The organism is Lysobacter rhizosphaerae, from assembly GCF_054779795.1.
Genome location: NZ_BAAGXO010000001.1, coordinates 813,559 through 830,916, shown reverse-complemented (window position 1 = coordinate 830,916; position 17,358 = coordinate 813,559). Strand labels below are relative to the sequence as shown.

General features: G+C 67.3%; 16 protein-coding genes and 1 pseudogene. 12 read left to right on the top strand and 5 right to left on the bottom strand.

The genetic code is table 11. The annotated features are described in order from the left end of the window. Positions 1 to 68: 68 nt before the first annotated feature. The 3 genes from ACYVGE_RS03875 to ACYVGE_RS03865 all read left to right on the top strand — a co-directional run bounded on the left by ACYVGE_RS03875 (position 69) and on the right by ACYVGE_RS03865 (position 3,120). Complete coding sequence (locus ACYVGE_RS03875) at positions 69 to 1,316, top strand: patatin-like phospholipase family protein (protein WP_460727180.1); 1,248 nt, start codon at positions 69 to 71, stop codon at positions 1,314 to 1,316. A gap of 112 nt (positions 1,317 to 1,428) precedes the next feature. Next, positions 1,429 to 1,950, top strand: coding sequence for a phasin family protein (locus ACYVGE_RS03870; RefSeq protein ID WP_460727178.1), 522 nt, complete (start codon positions 1,429 to 1,431; stop codon positions 1,948 to 1,950). 198 nt (positions 1,951 to 2,148) lie between these two features. Beyond that, entirely contained in the window at positions 2,149 to 3,120 is a 972-nt protein-coding gene (locus ACYVGE_RS03865) for a restriction endonuclease (protein ID WP_460727176.1), read from the top strand. A 141-nt stretch (positions 3,121 to 3,261) separates the two neighbouring features. Here ACYVGE_RS03865 and ACYVGE_RS03860 read toward each other — a convergent pair whose 3' ends face one another. Next, the gene (locus ACYVGE_RS03860; RefSeq protein WP_460727174.1) at positions 3,262 to 5,253 is read right to left on the bottom strand and encodes an SDR family oxidoreductase; all 1,992 of its coding nucleotides are present in this window, start codon (positions 5,251 to 5,253) and stop codon (positions 3,262 to 3,264) included. Between the two features lie 416 nt (positions 5,254 to 5,669). On the opposite strand from ACYVGE_RS03860, the gene ACYVGE_RS03855 reads away from it, so the two are divergent. From ACYVGE_RS03855 to ACYVGE_RS03845, 3 genes are all read left to right on the top strand, one after another. Further along, entirely contained in the window at positions 5,670 to 5,927 is a 258-nt protein-coding gene (locus ACYVGE_RS03855; protein WP_310052106.1) for an acyl-CoA-binding protein, read from the top strand. A gap of 13 nt (positions 5,928 to 5,940) precedes the next feature. Further along, positions 5,941 to 6,567: a TetR/AcrR family transcriptional regulator gene (locus tag ACYVGE_RS03850; protein WP_310052103.1), complete on the top strand. Its 627-nt coding sequence runs from the start codon at positions 5,941 to 5,943 to the stop codon at positions 6,565 to 6,567. Positions 6,568 to 6,644: 77 nt separating this feature from the next. After that, on the top strand, positions 6,645 to 7,490 hold the full coding sequence (locus ACYVGE_RS03845) for a hypothetical protein (RefSeq protein WP_460727171.1): 846 nt from the start codon (positions 6,645 to 6,647) through the stop codon (positions 7,488 to 7,490). 149 nt (positions 7,491 to 7,639) lie between these two features. Here ACYVGE_RS03845 and ACYVGE_RS03840 read toward each other — a convergent pair whose 3' ends face one another. Beyond that, on the bottom strand, positions 7,640 to 9,289 hold the full coding sequence (locus tag ACYVGE_RS03840; protein WP_460727169.1) for an ABC transporter ATP-binding protein: 1,650 nt from the start codon (positions 9,287 to 9,289) through the stop codon (positions 7,640 to 7,642). A gap of 150 nt (positions 9,290 to 9,439) precedes the next feature. Between ACYVGE_RS03840 and ACYVGE_RS03835 the strand changes: the two genes are divergently transcribed. Together ACYVGE_RS03835 and ACYVGE_RS03830 are read left to right on the top strand one after the other, a co-directional pair. Then, complete coding sequence (locus ACYVGE_RS03835; RefSeq protein WP_460727167.1) at positions 9,440 to 9,670, top strand: PqqD family protein; 231 nt, start codon at positions 9,440 to 9,442, stop codon at positions 9,668 to 9,670. Beyond that, positions 9,645 to 10,100, top strand: coding sequence for a lasso peptide biosynthesis B2 protein (locus ACYVGE_RS03830; RefSeq protein ID WP_460727165.1), 456 nt, complete (start codon positions 9,645 to 9,647; stop codon positions 10,098 to 10,100). The genes ACYVGE_RS03835 and ACYVGE_RS03830 overlap by 26 nt, the downstream gene beginning before the upstream one ends. A 32-nt stretch (positions 10,101 to 10,132) precedes the next feature. Here ACYVGE_RS03830 and ACYVGE_RS03825 read toward each other — a convergent pair whose 3' ends face one another. Further along, positions 10,133 to 11,233: a nucleotidyltransferase family protein gene (locus ACYVGE_RS03825; protein ID WP_460727163.1), complete on the bottom strand. Its 1,101-nt coding sequence runs from the start codon at positions 11,231 to 11,233 to the stop codon at positions 10,133 to 10,135. Between the two features lie 37 nt (positions 11,234 to 11,270). Between ACYVGE_RS03825 and ACYVGE_RS03820 the strand changes: the two genes are divergently transcribed. From ACYVGE_RS03820 to ACYVGE_RS03805, 4 genes are all read left to right on the top strand, one after another. After that, the gene (locus ACYVGE_RS03820; protein WP_460727161.1) at positions 11,271 to 13,166 is read left to right on the top strand and encodes an asparagine synthase-related protein; all 1,896 of its coding nucleotides are present in this window, start codon (positions 11,271 to 11,273) and stop codon (positions 13,164 to 13,166) included. Between the two features lie 113 nt (positions 13,167 to 13,279). Beyond that, the gene (locus ACYVGE_RS03815) at positions 13,280 to 13,444 is read left to right on the top strand and encodes a lasso RiPP family leader peptide-containing protein (RefSeq protein ID WP_460727159.1); all 165 of its coding nucleotides are present in this window, start codon (positions 13,280 to 13,282) and stop codon (positions 13,442 to 13,444) included. Positions 13,445 to 13,713: 269 nt separating this feature from the next. Beyond that, positions 13,714 to 13,869, top strand: coding sequence for a lasso RiPP family leader peptide-containing protein (locus ACYVGE_RS03810; RefSeq protein WP_460727157.1), 156 nt, complete (start codon positions 13,714 to 13,716; stop codon positions 13,867 to 13,869). A gap of 33 nt (positions 13,870 to 13,902) precedes the next feature. Next, a complete protein-coding gene (locus ACYVGE_RS03805) occupies positions 13,903 to 14,859 on the top strand; it encodes a hypothetical protein (protein WP_460727155.1) in 957 nt (318 codons plus the stop codon). Positions 14,860 to 14,910: 51 nt separating this feature from the next. Here ACYVGE_RS03805 and ACYVGE_RS03800 read toward each other — a convergent pair whose 3' ends face one another. Both ACYVGE_RS03800 and ACYVGE_RS03795 read right to left on the bottom strand, forming a co-directional pair. Further along, positions 14,911 to 16,323: a mannose-1-phosphate guanylyltransferase/mannose-6-phosphate isomerase gene (locus ACYVGE_RS03800; protein WP_460727153.1), complete on the bottom strand. Its 1,413-nt coding sequence runs from the start codon at positions 16,321 to 16,323 to the stop codon at positions 14,911 to 14,913. Positions 16,324 to 16,791: 468 nt separating this feature from the next. Further along, positions 16,792 to 17,121, bottom strand: a pseudogene (locus tag ACYVGE_RS03795) (endonuclease domain-containing protein); the annotation flags it as partial. Between the last annotated feature and the right edge of the window lie 237 nt (positions 17,122 to 17,358).

The window sequence follows — 17,358 nt, the reverse complement described above, 5'->3', positions numbered from 1 at the left end:
CGGCGCCCATCGCGGTTCGGGTCGGGAGGGTCGGCTACACTCGGCCGACCTGGTCCATACCCGCGCGAATGCTGTCCTTCCACACTGCCCGTCAACGGTCGCGCAAGGCTTCCGACAAGACCCCGCCCCGCATCGGCCTGGCCGTCGCCGGCGGCGGTCCGATTGGCGGCATGTACGAGCTCGGTGCGTTGCGCGCACTGGATGAAGCCATCGAAGGCCTCGACCTGTCCCGCCTGGATTGCTACGTCGGCGTCAGCAGCGGCGCGTTCCTCGCCGCGGCCCTGGCCAACCGGATCGGCACCGAGGAGATGTGCCGCATCTTCCTCACCGGCGACAGCGACGACGTGGAGTTCCGGTCGGAAGCCTTCATGCGTCCGGCCTTCCTCGAATACATGCGCCGCGCCTCCAGCCTGCCGCGCCTTGCCGCCGACTGGTGGCGCGAGCTGCTGTTCTCGCCGGGCCAGCTGCGCTGGCCGGACTTCGTCACCCGCTTCGGCGGGCTGGTACCCACTGGCCTGTTCGACAATGCCGAGGTCGAGCGCTTCCTGCGCGATGTCTTCACCCGCCGCGGCCGCACCAACGACTTCCGCCAGCTCGAGTCGCGCCTGTTCGTCATCGCTGTCGACCTCGACAGCGGCGAGGCCGTGCGTTTCGGCGATGACCTGTGGAACGACGTGCCGATCTCGCAGGCCATCCAGGCCAGTGCCGCGCTGCCGGGCCTGTACCCGCCAGTGGAAGTGCGCGGCCGCCACTTCGTCGATGGCGCCCTGCGCCGCACCATGCATGCCTCGGTGGTGCTGGAACGCGGCATCGACCTGATGCTCGGCGTGAACCCGCTGGTGGCATTCAATTCCGGCGCCGATGCGGGACTGCCGACGGCCCATGCCGGTCGCCTCGCCGCCGGCGGCCTGCCCGCCGTGCTGTCGCAGACCTTCCGTACCCTGCTGCAGTCGCGCATGCAGATCGGCCTGGTCAAGCACCGGCAGCAGTTCCCGGACATCGACCAGCTGATCTTCGAACCCAACGCCCAGGACGGGGAGCTGTTCTTCAGCAACGCCTTCAGCTTCGCCAATCGCCAGCGCATCGCAGAGATCGCCTACCGCAACGTGATGGCCGACCTGCGCAATCGCGCCGATACGCTGGCGCCGTTGCTCGCCGCCCATGGGCTGAGCGTGCGCGCGGACATCGCCGCCGACACGCAGCGGTCCATCCTCGACGGGCTCGACCGGCGCCCGCGCAAGACCGAAACGACGGCACGCCTGCACCGCGCCCTGGACGACATCGACGCGATCGTCGCCTCGCGGCGGACGCACTGATCGGCGCAAGCACCTGATGGTTGTCCGGGCCATGCAGGCGGACGCTTTCTTGGTGTGAAAACTCTAGACAACGCCGCGATCTTGGCGCCATCACCCACCCTCAGGGATCGTCATGGCGAAGTTCAAGAAGACCGCAAAGAAGACCGCCCGCGCCACCAAGGCAACCAAGGCGACCAGCAAGCAGGCCGATCAGCTGTCGAAGACCCTGAGCGAATCCGCCCAGCAGGTGTGGCTTGCCGGCGTCGGCGCTTTCAGCCGCGCACAGACGGAAGGGACCAAGCTGTTCGAGGCCCTGATCAAGGAAGGCCTGAAGCTGGAGAACAACGCGCTCAAGTTCGCCGGCGGCCAGGCCGATGCGGTGCGCGGCGCCGTCGAGAGCAAGGTGGGCCAGGCGCGCGAACGCGCGACCGATACCTGGGACCGCCTCGAGAAAGTCTTCGAAGACCGCGTGCAGCGCGCGCTGACCAAGCTCGGCGTGCCGGGCCGCGATGACCTGGCCGACCTCACCCGCAAGGTCGACACCCTCACCGCCGAACTGCGCAAGCAGGGCGGTAAGCCCGCCGCGAAGAAGGCGGCCAAGGTCGCCAAGAAGAAGCCGGCCGTCCGCAAGACCCGCACCACGCCAGCGGCGTAACGCACCGACTCAACCGCACCGATCAAACCGATCAGGACGCCTTCGGGCATCCCGCCGTCCTCCTGCCCGCCAGTCCCGCCACGCAGCTCCCCTCCCCCTGCGATTTGGACTGGCGGGCTTTTTTTGTCGACGCCCTTCACGTTCTCGCCCGCGGCACCCTGACGTATAGTTCCGGCCTCGGCACTACGGAAGGACACCATGACGGTTTCAGCGCTGTTGCTCGCACTCGCCGTGACCGCAGTAATCGGTGGCGTCGCCACCGCCTGGTTGTGGCTGGTGCAACAGCCCCGCACGGAACGCGAGGAAGGCCTGAGGCTGCTGTCGGCCATGCGCTGGCGTGAATTTTCCCGCCTCGTTGTCGCGGCCCTGCGCAGTCGCGGTTTCGAGCCGGAGACCATCGAGGACGCCGCCGAACGTGGCCAGGACTCCGTCATCCACCTCAGGCGCGACGGCAAGGAATGGCTCCTCGCCTGCAAGCAGGGCCTGAACTACCGCATTACCCCGGCCAACGTCAGCGACATGACCGACGCAGTGCGCTTCCATGGCGCTGCCGGTGGCGTGGTGGCCACCCCCGGCGTGACCGAACCGGCCGCGCGCAAGGTTGCTGCCCGCGTCGACCTCTTCGATGGCGACACGCTCTGGCCAATGATGCAGGCGCAATTGGCACCGGGCGTACGGGACGAACTCGCCGGCAAGGCCCGGCAGGCAGCCACGCGCCACGTTGCGATCGCCTGGGCAGGCGCCCTGGCCCTGGGACTGGCGAGTGCCGTGGTGATGCCGAAAGGCGACACCGCAGACGACGCTCCCGCGGTCGCCGCCACTACCAGTACCGTCGCCCCTACCGCCGCCCCGGGCCCGGCTGCCAATGCCGCACCTGCAACAGCGGCGACGCCCACTCCTACGCCGGTCCACGCCGCCGCCCCCATCAGCGAGGGCGAGCAGCGCGACGAGGTGATCCGCATGGTCTCGACCCTGCCCGGCGTCGAGCGCGCCATGTGGAGCACGCGTTCGACCCTGCTGGTCTATCTCATCGACGAAAACGCCAATCCGGTCCGTGGCATCTGCGATGTCATGCAGAAATACGAGACCCTGCGCACCTCGCGCCTGCATCTCCAGCCGCCAGCGGGTGCCGCGCGGCCGTCGCGGTTCCTGCAGTGCACGACGTACTGACGTTGTAGCGACCGATGCAGACAAGAACGCGGCGCATGCGCCGCGTTTTTCATTCGTCGCCTTGGGATCGCTGCCCTACGGCATCCATGCCGCGCCGGAAAGCCTGCACGAGCCCCCGACAGGCGGCTCGTGACCGCGGGTTCACCAGTGCACGCCCCGCATCAGCGCCGCGAAGGCGATCTGTTCGTTGCTCGGCTGCGATTCACCGCGCAGCGCGGCCTTGTCGCCCTTGGCGGCGGCCGAGTCCGGGAACAGCTCGAACGCCGTGCTCATCACCACTTCGTAGGCCTTCGGCGCCACTGCGTTGACCACCGAGGCGAAGATACCCAGGCGCGTGGCAATCCGGCTGGGGCGTTCAATAATGCCCTTGACCACCAGGTCGGCCGCTTCTTCCGGGGATAGTGTCGGCACGCTCTCGTACATCTTGGTCGGCGCGATCATCGGCGTCTTCACCAACGGCATGTTGATCGTGGTGAAGGAGATGCCCTTGCCCGACAACTCGCCCTGCGCGCAGCGGCTCCACGCGTCCAGCGCCGCCTTCGACGCGACATACGCCGAGAAGCGCGGCGAATTGGCCAGCACGCCGATCGAGGAGATGTTGATGATGTGGCCGCGACGGCGATGGGTCATGCCGGGCATGAAGCCCATGATCAGGCGCAGGCTGCCGAAATAGTTCAGCTGCATGGTGCGCTCGAAATCGTGGAAGCGGTCGTAGCTGAGCTCGATCGAACGGCGGATCGAACGGCCGGCGTTGTTGATCAGCACGTCGACGTGGCCGTGCGCCTCCAGCACCTGCTTCACCAGCCGGTCGCAATCGGCCATGTCGGACAGGTCGGCGGTGTAGGCGAAGACCTTGCCGCCTGCCTTCTTCATCTCGTCGCGCGCCTTGAACAGCTCTGCCTCGCCGCGCGCGATGATCACCGTGATCGCGCCCGCCTCGGCCACGCGCTGCGCCGTGGACAGGCCGATGCCGGAGGAGCCACCCGTGATCACCACGACCTTGCCCTTGACCTTGCCCTTCAGCGAACGGTCGACGAACAGGTCCGGATCCAGGTTGCGTTCCCAGTGATCCCACAGGCGCCAGGCGTAGTCGTCCAGCCTCGGCACGGCGATGCCACTGCCGCGCAATGCGCGCTCGGCCTCGCGGTTGTCGAAGCGGGTCGGATAGGTGATGAACTTCAACACCTCCTTCGGGATCTTGAAGTCGCGCAGCAGCATGCCGATGAAGCGTTTCACCGGCGGCAGGTTGCCCACCGCGGAACGGATGCCACTGGGCACGAAGGCGAACATGCGCGCGTCGATGCGCATGGTCATTTCCGGCGCGTGGCCGGCGCGGCAGAAGGTGTTGAGCACCTCGCCGACGCGCATCGGCTCCGGATCGGTCAGGTGGAAGCAGTGGCCGTCCAGCTTGGGCTTGTGCGCGATGTGATCCATCGCATCGACCACGTAGTCGACCGGCACGATGTTGATGCGGCCACCCTCGATGCCGAGCGTCGGCATCCACTGCGGCAGCATCTCGCGCAGCTTCTTGATCAGGGGGAAGAAGTAGTACGGGCCGTCGATCTTGTCGATCTGGCCGGTCTGGGAATGGCCGACGACCATGCCCGGGCGGTAGATGCGCCACTTGATGCGCTTTTCGTTGCGCACCAGGCCTTCGGATTCGTGCTTGGTGGCCAGGTACGGATCGTCCAGGCCCTCGGCTTCGTCGAACATGTCCTCGCGGAACACGCCCTGGTACAAGCCTGCCGCCGCGATCGAACTGGTGTGGTGGAAACAGCCCGCGCCGATGGCCGCGGCCAGGTCCAGCGCGTTGCGCGTCCCGTCGATGTTCGCCGCGCGCTGGGATGCCGCATCGGCGGTCAGGTCATAGATCGCCGCCAGGTGGAAGAAGTGCTTGACCTTCCCCGTCAGCGCCCTGGCCTGCGCCGCACTGACCCCGCACTTCGCCGCGGTCATGTCGCCGTTGACGACGACAACGCGTTTCATGTCCCAGCCCGCCTGCTTGGCGATGGCATCGAACTTCTTCTGCGAGTCCTTGCGCACCAGCACGTGCACGGTGCCTTTGCGCTCCAGCAGCTTGCTGACCAGATAGCGCCCGATGAAACCGGTGGCACCGGTAACGAAGTAGCTCATGCCCTGCTCTCCCGAGAACGCCGGCACAACGGGGGTTGCCGACCTTGGGCTACGTTGCCAGAGCCTGCGACAGCCGACAATGCCCATGGGACTGCTGGTGCGCACGCGATGGCTCGCGCCATGCCTGGGGGCGTGTGGGGCAAGGAAGAGTGAAGGAGCGTATGTCGATACGCGACCGAGCGATGACGCTGCCCCGCGCGTCCCCAGGCTTGGCCCTCCGGGTTGCTTCTCCATGGCCGCCGCCATGCGGCGTCGCGCGACTTGACCTTGCAGGCAGCAAGGCGCTGCGTCGCGCAACACCACCTGACGGCCATGGAGAAGCAACGCGAGCCATTGCGTGCGCACCAGCAGCCCCAGTATTGACCGTGCAATAGGCCCATGCTGTGATGCCGCCTCACCAGCACGGAGCCGCCGCCATGGCCGATCTGAAGTCCCAATTCGAACAGGCCGCGAAGGACGTCCACGCGCTGTCCGAGCGTCCCGACAACGACACGCTGCTGCGCCTGTACGCATTGTTCAAGCAGGGCTCCGAGGGCGACGTGTCCGGCGCGAAGCCGGGATTCTTCGATTTCGTCGGCACCGCCAAGTACGAGGCGTGGGCGAAGCTCAAGGGCACCAGCCAGGACGACGCCATGAAGAAGTACGTCGACCTGGTCAAGAAACTGCGCGCCTGAGGCGCTGCGACCGATGGCCAGGCAGACCCGCCAACGCATCCTCGATGCCAGCCTGGCCATGTTCAACGCGCAGGGCGAACCCAACGTCACCACGAACCACATCGCCGATGAGCTGGAGATCAGCCCCGGCAACCTGTACTACCACTTCCGCAACAAGGACGACATCATCGAGCAGCTGTTCGCGCGCTTCGAGGAGCGCATGGACGCCGCGCTGGCCGCCCCCGAGGGCCGCCTGCCGGGGCTCGAGGACATCTGGCTGCAGCTGCACCTGGTGTTCGAGTCGATCTGGGACTACCGCTTCCTCTACCGCGACCTGGTCGAGATCCTCAGCCGCAACCGTCGCCTGCGCCTGCGTTTCGCGCGCATCCTCAGGCGCGCCGACGAGCAGGCGCATTCGGTCATGCGCGGGCTTTCGCAGGCCGGCGTGATGCGCGCTTCCGGCGACGAACTGGCCGCGACCGCAACCAACGTGCTGGTGATCGCGACGTTCTGGCTCAACTACGCCTCGGCGCGCGGCGACAAGGACGAACACGAAGCGATCCGCGCCGGCATCGTGCAGGTGATGATGCTGCTGGCGCCGTTCCTGCGCGACGCCGAACGCCTGCACCTCAACCACCTGACCCGCGCCTACATCGACTGATGCAGGAAGGGTCTTGACCATCCGCTGACCACCACTGCGGCGGGCCAGGACCCGCCCTACAGGCTGAAGGAGTTCGCATGGCCGCCAAATGGACTGCATTTCCGCACGACGCCAAGGGTTTTGCCTACGCCGGCGACGCATTGAAGAAAGCATGGCCCCAGCTCCATGCCGGTGACTGCGAGCCCTTCCCGGACGCGAAGCACGCCGCCATCCTGCTCAAGGCGGCCGGAAAGGCCGCGCCCAAGCTCGACGCCGGCGCGCTGTCGGAAGCCCTGCAGGAAGCGTGGCGTGCTTTTCACCACGGCGACTTCAAGGCCGCTTTCGACGCGGGCGAGAAGCTCGGCCCCATCGGCGCCTCGGTCGCGGTGAAGGCGATCGGCATCCACGCCACCTACCTCGTCGGCAGCGATGCCGAAAAACTCAAGCGCTTCGAACAGGCGGCCCAACTCGCCGAAGCGGCGGCCAAGGCATTGCCGGCCGAAGCCAACAGCCATTACCGCCTCGCCTTCGCCCTGGGCCGCTACAGCCAGGGTCTGTCGATCGTGCAGGCGCTCAAGGAAGGCATCGCGAGCAAGGTCCGCACCGCGCTGGACACCACCCTGGAACTCGCACCCAAGCATGCCGAAGCGCACACCGCGATGGCGGTGTATCACGCCGAGATCGTCAACAAGATCGGCGCGCTGATCGGTGGCATGACCTATGGCGCCAAGCCCGCCGAGGCCGAGAAGCACATCAAGACCGCGCTGAAGCTGACCCCCAATTCCCCCATCGCCCACATCGAGCACGGCAACGTGCTGATGCTGTTGTACGGCGACAAGAAGGAAGACGACGCAGCCGCGGCCTATGAGAAGGCCGCGAAGGTCAAGCCGGTCGATGCGATGGAAGCACTGGATGCCGCGTACGCGCGGGAGCAGATCGAGTAGGGCGCGCCCCCATCCCAACCTTCCCCCGCAAGCGGGGGAAGGGGCAGAGTAGCCCCTATCCCAACCTTCCCCCGCAAGCGGGGGAAGGAGCAGCTCCTCGCTCCGCTCCCTCCCCCGCTTGCGGGGGAGGGTTGGGGTGGGGGCAGCAGCTAGCGCACCGCCACCAGCACCCCATCCTGCAAGCGCAGCACGCGATCGGCCAGCGCCAGGCTGGCCGGGCGGTGCGTGATCAGCATTACCGTGCGCTGGCGCAGCAACTCGTGGCACTCGGCGATGAATTCCTGCTCGCCTTCCGGATCGAACATCGCCGTCGCTTCATCGAGGATGAGCACGGCCGGGTCCTTGAGCAGCGCGCGCGCCAGCGCGATGCGCTGGCGCTGGCCACCCGACAGGCGCACGCCCTGGTCGCCGACGACGGTGTCGTAGCCCTGCGGCAGGCCCACGATGAAGTCATGCGCGCGCGCGGCCTGCGCGGCGCGCTCGATGTCGGCACGACCGGCGTCGGCATTGCCATAACCGATGTTGTCGGCCACCGAGGCGTTGAACAGCAGCACGTTCTGCGCGACCAGCCCGACGTGGTCGCGCAGGCTGCGCAGGCTCAGTTCGCGCAGGTCCACGCCATCGAGGGTGATCCGGCCGGACTGCGGATCGGCCAGGCGCAGCAGCAGGTGCGCCAGCGTGGTCTTGCCTGCGCCGTTCGGACCGGTGAGCGCTACCGTTTCGCCCGCGCGCACATGCAGGTCGAGGTCGCGCAGGACCGGTTCGCGTCCCGGGTGCGCGAAGCCAACGCCTTCGAAAACCACCTCACCGCGCACCTGCGCCAGCGACTGGCGGCCGTCATCGGGCTCGCGCGCCTGCGCGAACAGTTCGACCAGGCGTCGCGTGGCACCACGCGCGCTCTGCAGTTGTCCGTACACATTGGCCAACTGGCCCAACGGCTGGGTCAACAGCAATCCATACAGCAGCAAGGTGACGAGGTCGGCGGCGTACAGGGCGCCACCGGCCAGGCGACGGCTCGCGAACCAAAGCAACACCAGCACCGCCGCCGCCACGACCACCCGGACCACCGGTGCGATCAGGTTCTCCAGTCGATTCTGGCGCAGCTCCAGCGCATGCAGCCGCTGCGCCTGCTCGGCAAAACGTTGCGACTCCGCGCCCTCCCCGGAGAATGCCTTGACGATCGGCAGCATCACCAGGTTCTGCTCGGCCAGGGCCGAGCGCTGCGCGTAGGCCTCGACCTCCGCCTCAGCCAGCGGCCGCAGACGCCGGCCGACGAGCTTCAGGCCAATGAACAGCAGGGGTACCAGCAACGCAATCGCGATGCCGATGCCCGGATCGATCCGCACCATCATCACGAACGCACCCGCGCACGTCAGCAGCAATGGCGCCAGCGAGATCAGCGTGCCAGTCAGGAAGTTCCCAAGCCGTGCGACATCCTGCGTCAGCAGCGCCAGAACCGCGCCACGCTGGCGGCCGGCATGCCAGTGCAGTGGCAGCGACTGCAGATGGTCGAACACCCGCATCGAGGCGTCGGCGATCAGGTGCGAGGCCACCGCCTGCGAACGCACCGCCACGATATAGCCCAGCACCGCCTGCACCACGACCACTACGAACCAGCCTGCCAGCAGCATTCCCACCGGCTGCGCCTCCAGCACCGCCGCGGAGAACCGACCCGCCAGCCAGGGCGTGGCGAGCGCCGCGCCGCTTTGCAGGCACATCAGCAGCAGCACGCCCAGCAACGCGCCCGAGTACGGTCGCGCCAAACCCAGAAGGAAGGCATAGTCCTCGCGCTGCTTCACTTCATCCCCCTCCCCTGCGTCGCCGGCTTTACTCGCGCGCGCGCGCGGCCGTACGCTGCTCCCGTTGCTTCCGAATCCACGAACCGCCGCCAAGTGCCCAATCCAGTCCCAACGCTAGCATGCCGCGCGCGGCCGTCGCCGCAGATGCGCATGCAACAGACCGGCGACGAAGCCGTGATCCTCGACCTCGCCAGCGAGCAGTACTTCGGCCTGAATGCCGTGGGCACTCGAATGATGCAGCTGCTGCAGCGCGACCCCGACGTGCAGGCGGCCTACCGCACGCTGCTGGACGAATACGACGTGGCGCCCGCGCAACTGGAGCACGACCTGCTCGCCCTGCTCACCCAACTTGCCGATGCCGGACTCGTCAGCATCGAATGACGGCCGCTGGTCGCGCTGGTGGCGCCTGTCGTGGACGGATCGCACGCGGCTGCTCGGGCTGGTGGTGCTGGTGCCGCTCGTCGACATCGCCCTGCGCACGTTGGGCCTGCGCCGCACGCAATCGCTGCTCGGCGTGACCCATGCCCCTGCTGCGCCGGCGCCATGCACGGATGATGTGATGGCGGATGCCCAGCGCATCGCCGAACTCGCCAACATTGCCGGGCGCCATGGCGCCTGGCAGAACACCTGCCTGCGCCAGGCGCTGGCCGTGCAATGGTGGCTGTGCCGGCGCGGCCTGCCCGCGCAACTGCGCATCGGCGCGCGGCGCGCCGGCGACCAGCTGGATGCGCACGCGTGGGTGGAACTGGAAGGCGTCCCACTCGCACAGTCGCGGGAACTGCCGCCGGTGTTGTACATGCAGGGGAACTGACCCCGTGCGCGCCACGCCAACTCCAGTCGGCATCACTCCAGCCGCTGTCCCAGGCGCCGTACCCGCTCCAGCAACAGCGCTCCGCGTCCGGCATCGGCTTCGCCGTAGATTTCGCGCAGGTACCCGGTCGGCGGGAACAGCCTCTGCCACAGCCAGCGCAGGCGGGCCGCGTGCGTGGGCAAGGCCTTGAAGTTCATCCACTGCATGTAACGCCAGTCGGCCAGCCGGCGCACGTCGATTCGTTCCCCGCTGCCTGCCTGCGCAAGCGCGGCGATCACCGCGGCGGGCGCCCCGTCTCCAAAGCTGTCCTGCGCCTTCTGCAGACCTTCCAGGCAGATGCCCCCCACGCCATGCCGGCGGCATAGCAGGAGCACCCGCTCCCACTCCGCAGCCGACATGCATCGCGCCATGAGGTGCAGGTCGTACAGCCACTTCAGGCGATCGCCGGGGCCGAAATGCAGGTTCTTGCAGCGGTGGATGCAGGCGTGGATGAACGCATGCGGTGGCGACAGTCCACGCGCGGTGGGTGCGAGGCCTGGCAGGGGAATCGAATCCGCAAGCAGTTCTTCGAAAGGAAATACCCCCGCGAAAAGCGGCGCGTTGAACAGGCTCCAATGCAGGTCGAATTCCAGCGGTTGCGATCCCGCCACCCGCGTGCGCATGGTGACCTCGTGCGCAGGCTCGCCGAAGTGGAATCCTCCGCTGAATCCATGCTGGCGCAGCACCCGTGCCGCGCGTTCGGTCTGCGCCGGCGAGGCGAACAGGAGATCCACGTCGGCACGCGTGCGCAGGTAGGGCTCGGCATACAGCCACCACGCCACCGCGGTCCCCTTCAGCAGGAGTGCCGGCAGTCCATCGGCTTCGAGCAACGCCAGTGCCCGCCGGCATTCGGTATCGCGCAGCAGGCCCTGTATTGCCTCGGCACGACTGGCCTGCTGGAAGGCATCGCGCACCGGATCTCCCGCGGGCATCCGCCGCAAACGATCGGCGACCAGTGCAACGACGCCTTCGAGCTGCGCCGCGTCCAGCAAGAGCCCTATGTCTCCGCCCCAAGGCGACGACGCGACCGCATCGTCGCGCAGCGCGTCGGCCAGCCACTGTCGCGGCGTCATTACCTGGGATCGCAAATCCATCACACTGATGCTACCAGCGACACGGGCACGTCTCTCCATGCAAGGCATCTGTGGCTTCCTCCACCTCGATGGACAACCGGCCGCCGCCGCCCCACTGGCCGCGATGCGGTCGACGCTGGTGCGCACGACGTGGTCGGTGCACGAACAGTGGCAGGACGGTCCGGCGGCATTCGCCGGCGCCCACTGGGCCTCCAGCGAACAGCCGCACGCTCCGCCGCTGCTGCAGCGTGATCCGGACCCCGGCTGCGTCGTCGTCGCCGACAGCCGCCTGCAGGACACCGCCACGCTCGCACGCAAGCTCGGCCTGTCCGCGCACAGCGGCACTGGCACGGACGCCGGGTTGATCCTGCACGCATGGCTGCGCTGGGGAGACCGCTGCGTCGAACACCTGGAAGGCGATTTCGCCTTTGCCATCCATGACCCGCGCAAGGGCGGCCTGTTCTGCGCCCGCGATGCAATGGGCGTTCGCCCGCTTTATCTCCATCACGCGCCGGGTCGATTCGTCGCCTTCGCCAGCAGCGCCGACGCGATCCTGGCGCACCCGGATGTGCCGAAGACGTTCAACGAAGGCCGCATCGCCGATTTCCTGGTGACGCAGCTCGAAGGCATCGACAAGACCTCGACCTTCTACCGTGAGATCGCGCGCCTGCCGCCCGCCCACAGCCTGTGGATCGACGCGCAGGGCAGTCGCCGGCAACGCTACTGGACATTGCAGCCACTGCGACCTGCGAACCCGCCGAAGACGGATGGCGAGTGGGCCGAAGCCTTCACTGCAATCCTGGAACGCGCGGTTGCGCGCCACCTGGAAGGTCCGGCGCGCATCGGCTGCATGCTCAGTGGCGGACTGGATTCCTCGTCGCTTGCGGTGGTGGCCGCCGCGCAACTGGCTGCCCGCGGCAGCGGCCCGCTGCCCACGTTTTCCGCCATCAACAGCGCCATGCCCGACTGCCCGGAAACCCGGGCGGTCGAGGCGATGCTGGCCCTGCCCGGCTTTCAGCCGTCGGTCGCCGATCTCGCTGGTATCGCGCCCATCGCGGACACCCTGCGCGAACGCATGCTTGATTCGGAGGAGCCGTTCGACGGCACCATGACCCTGATCCATGCGCAGTACCTGCTGGCCGCGCGCATGGGCGTGGAAGCCGTCATGGACGGAATCGATGGCGACAGCCTGTTCCTGGCCGGCGACAGCCTGGCCCGTCACATGCGCCGCGGGCGATGGCGGCAGGCACTCCGCAACGCACGCGCGGATCGGCGCATGTACCCGGATGGCCCATCGACGCTGCAGCAACTGGGACGGGCGATGGTGCGCGGCCTCGTGCCGCAGCCTGCGCTGCAGGCGGTACGCGACCGGCGGAAAGGGGACGAGGTCGGGCGGAACATCGCGACTTCGCTGATCGCCCGCGACTTCGCCGACCGCATCGCCCTGGGCGAACGCCTGGGCACGCTGCGCTCGCAACGGCCGTCAGTTCCACCAAGGGATGCCGGTGCGGAGTCCGTGGCCGCCCTGCAACATCCCTATGTGACGACCGCACTGGAGCGCTACCACCGCGTCGCCGCCGTCCACGGAATCCAGCCACGGCATCCCTTCACGGATCGCCAGCTGATCGAATTCGCCGTGACCCTGCCCGATCGCCAACGCCAGTCCGATGGCTGGAGCAAGGCCATCCTGCGCCGGGCAATGCAGGGCCGTCTGCCGGAGGCGGTCCGCATGCGCCGGGACAAGACCAGCCTGGGCTGGCGGTTCAATGATGCCGCCCTGTCCGGGGGCGGCCGGTACCCGCTCCACGAGCAGCTGCAGGCGCATCGCGGAGTCCTGGCTCCCTACGTCGACCTGGCCAAGCTCGATGCGGCCCTGGCCGCATCCACCCCGGAAGCCTTCGAGGCCGTAGGCGAGGCCCTGACGCTGGGGGCCTGGCTGAGTCGTTCAGGATAAACACGACGTTTGTCAAATTTATTTGTGTGAATCCCATCACATTCAGCTAGAGTGGGCCGGCCCGCAATTCAGACGCGGGTCACATTTCACTTTGCCGATGTAGGGGGGATGTCATGCAGGCCAAGCAGGATTCCGTGTCGAACGACACCAAGCCGCGCCAGCAATACAGCGCGCCGCAACTCACCCAATACGGCCGCGTCCGCGATCTGACGGCGGGTGGCTCCGGCCCCAAGGGCGAAAAGACGGTGCCCGGCCACCAGTACACACGCCACGCGTGATGGGTTCCCGGTTGGGCCGGTCCGCATGCGGGCCGGCCCGAACTTTTTGTGCTGTTTGTCGAAAGCCCTGGCTGCGGGGCAGCGTTCACGGCGCTACCGCTTGCACGATCCGGCGTGTTTGCCGTTCCCGGCTGCTCGCGAATTCCCTATTCATCAATGTGACTGCGGTCATCGCCATAGTGTGATTTCCATCGCACTCGGTTACGATCGCGTGACGACCAGCCGCCACAGGCCGGCGCGACGAATTCCAGAAGCCACAGGGGGCTCACATGCAGGACCAGCAGGACCAGAAGAACCACCATCCGGCACAGCGGGCCTACAGTGCACCGCAGCTGATCGGTTACGGTCGCGTCCGCGATCTCACCGCGGGTGGTTCGGGCACGAAGGGCGAATTCAAGAAGAACCAGCTGACCCGCCATCCTTGATCCCTGGCGCGCGTTGGACAGGCCTGCGCCGATATGCCGACCTTCCACAGTTACGCGTCCCAAGGCATCGCATCCGAGATCCCGCTGCCGGAACTCCCGCCAGCGGATCTCCCCCCGGATTCAAGTCTCCACGTTGCGCTCAGCGACAACGCCATCATCCCGGCGGCGACTGATCCCGACTGGCAACACGATTTCGTAGATCCGCACGGCGACCTGGCATTCCGGTGCCTGCGCTTCGATCGCGACTTCTACTTCGACTTCCCCGGCATCGGCCAGGCCCGGATCACGCCAGACGACCGCATCCTGATCTGGCAGCACGACGCGGCCAGCATCGAATCCATCCGCCACGTACTGCTCGACCAGGTGCTGCCGCGCCTGCTCGCGCAACGCGGTCATCTTGTCCTGCACGGCAGCGCCGTGCGCACGCCGCAAGACCATGTGCTGGTGATCCTCGGCGACAGCGGGATGGGCAAATCCACGTTGGCATCGGCCTTTGCCTGCAGCGGTGCCGATGTCCTCAGCGACGACGGCGTGCTGCTCGACTTCACTCCGCCACGTATCCGCGCCGTGCCCGGCTATCCGGGCCTGCGCCTGTGGCCCGATTCGCTGGGCGCACTGTTCGCCGAACGCGCCAATCAATCCACGCCGATGTCGCACTACAACGACAAGCGCCGCCTGGCCCAGCCCGTTCCGGCCCGCAACGGCACGGCAGCCGCAATCGACGCCATCCTGCTGCTGCAGCCCGCACGCGACGATCGCGCCATCGTCATCGAATCGCTTGCGCCGCAGGCGGCCTGCATGGCGCTGACACGAAACAGCTTTCAGCTCGATCTGGGCGATCACGACAACGTCGAACGCCTGTTCGCGCAGGCGGCGCAGGCCGCTTGCGAGACGCCGGTATTGACCCTGAGCTATCCGCGCGACTACGCGCTGCTACCGGACGTGATCGAACGGATCACGGCGACGGTCGCGGCCCTGCGCCTGCGTTGATGTATCCGGTGAAGCGTGCGCAGTCGCGAAGCGGCTGTGCACGCGGATCCATCACCCGCGTCCGTACACGTCCTCGAAGCGGACGATGTCGTCCTCGCCCAGATAACTGCCCGACTGCACCTCGATCAGTTCCAGCGGCATCACGCCCGGATTCTCGAGGCGGTGCTTCACGCCCAGCGGGATGTAGGTGCTCTGGTTTTCCGAGAGGATGATCGTCTCGTCGCCACGGGTGATGCGGCCGGTGCCACTGACGACGATCCAGTGCTCGGCGCGGTGATGGTGCATCTGCAGGCTCAGCGCCGCGCCGGGCTTCACCGTGATGCGCTTGACCTGGAAACGCTCGCCCATGTCGATCGAGTCGTAGCTACCCCACGGGCGGTAGACCTTGCGGTGCCAGGTCGGCTCGGGGCGTTGGCGCTTCTTCAACTCAGCCACTATCCCCTTGACGTCCTGCACATGGTCCTTGTGCGCGACCAGCACGGCGTCGTCGGTGTCGACCACGACCACGTTCTCCAGCCCCAGCAACGCGAGCAGGCGACCGTCGCCCCACGCCAGCGTGTTGCGGCAGTTCTGCGCGAGGACATCGCCGTGGTGGGCGTTGCCGTTGCCGTCCTGGTCGGCGACTTCCCACAGCGCCGACCAGCTGCCGACGTCGTTCCAGCCGACCGAGATCGGCAGCACCGCCGCATGCGCGGTCTTCTCCATCACCGCGTAGTCGATGGAGTCCGACGGGCACGCCGCGAAGGCGGCCTTGTCGAGGCGGATGAAGTCGGCGTCACGCTTGGCCTTCTGCAGCGCCTCGCGGCACGCAGCGAGCATCTCGGGACGGTGCTGTTCGAGTTCGGCGAGATACACCGACGCCTTGAACAGGAACATGCCGCTGTTCCAGAAATAATCGCCGCTGGCCACGTACTGCGTCGCGGTAGCCGCATCGGGTTTCTCGACGAACTGCGCCACGGCGCGCACACCCGCGCCTGCCGCGGCGTGGCCACCTTCGGCCTGGATGTAGCCGTAGCCGGTTTCCGGCCCCGTCGGCACGATGCCGAAGGTGATCAGCTTGCCGCCCTGCGCCGACGGCATTGCTGCCTGCACCGCGGCGCGGAAGCCGTCGGCATCGACGATCACGTGGTCCGAGGGCAGCACCAGCAGCAGCGGATCATCGCCGCCGGCCATGGCTTCCAGCGCGGCGATCGCGATCGCCGGCGCGGTGTTGCGGCCCACCGGCTCGAGCAGGATTCCCGCCGGCACGCAGTCCGCCTCGCGCAGCTGCTCGGCGACCATGAAGCGGTGTTCCTCGTTGGCCACCACCAGCGGCGCCGACGTCGCCAGTGGCGCGATGCGGTCCCACGTCGACTGCAGCAGCGAGTGCTTGCCCAGCAGGTTGAGGAACTGCTTGGGAAAGGCTTCGCGCGAGAGCGGCCACAGGCGGGTACCGGAACCGCCGGACAGGATTACGGGGATCATGCAAAGGCTCGGAAGTGGCTGGGAGACGCCGACGGCATGAAACCGTCGGCAGTGCGCGCGCATTTTCGCGGATTGCGGGGGGATTGGCGATGTTGGGCCTGTGTGGGTTCCGGAGCGCCCCCATCCCAACCTTCCCCCGCACGCGGGGGAAGGGGCCAAGCCCGCAAGTATCGGCTTCTCTTCCTCCCGCAAGCATCAGCTCCGCTTCCTCCCGCAAGCCTCAGCTCCACTTCCTCCCGCAAGCTTCAGCTCCGCTCCCTCCGCAAGCTTCAGCTCCGCTCCCTCCGCAAGCATCAGCTCCGCTCCCTCCCGCAAGCATCAGCTCCGCTCCCTCCCCCGCTTGCGGGGGGTGGGGGGCAAGGCCGCAACCGTCAACTCCGCTCCCTCGCGAGGCCTCAGCTCTAGCTCTTGCAAGCTCCGCTCCCTCCCCCGCTTGCGGGGGAGAGTTGGGGTGGGGGCCAAGGCCGCCAGCGCCGCTTCAATCACCTGGAACACCCCCGCGAGATTCCCCAGCACATCGTGATTCCAGAACCTCAGCACACGAAACCCCTGGCTTCGCAGGTATGCGTTGCGCCGCGGATCGGTCCGCGAATCGCAATGCTGGCCACCATCGACTTCAACAACCAGCAACCTCTCGAGACAAACAAAGTCGGCCACGTACGGCCCGATCGGGCACTGGCGGCGGAATTTGCACCCGGATACCTGACGCAGACGAATCACGCGCCAGAGCCGATGCTCGGCGTCGGTCATGGCGTGGCGCAGCTTTCGGGCCACGTCCCGTTTTTGCCCCTCTCGCATCCATGCGATCCCCATTGCAGTGATGGGGCAATCGTCGCTGGCGCGGGCCGGGTGGACGATAGGAAAAAGGCGTGGTGGATGGTCGGATTCCGTTGCGCCAGTGGACGCCGTGCCCCCCATCCCAACCTTCCCCCGCGAGCGGGGGAAGGAGCAAAGCCAAGCATCCGCTCCGCTCCCTCCCCCGCTTGCGGCACCCGCTCCTCTCCCTCCCAACTTGCAGCACCCGCTCCTCTCCCT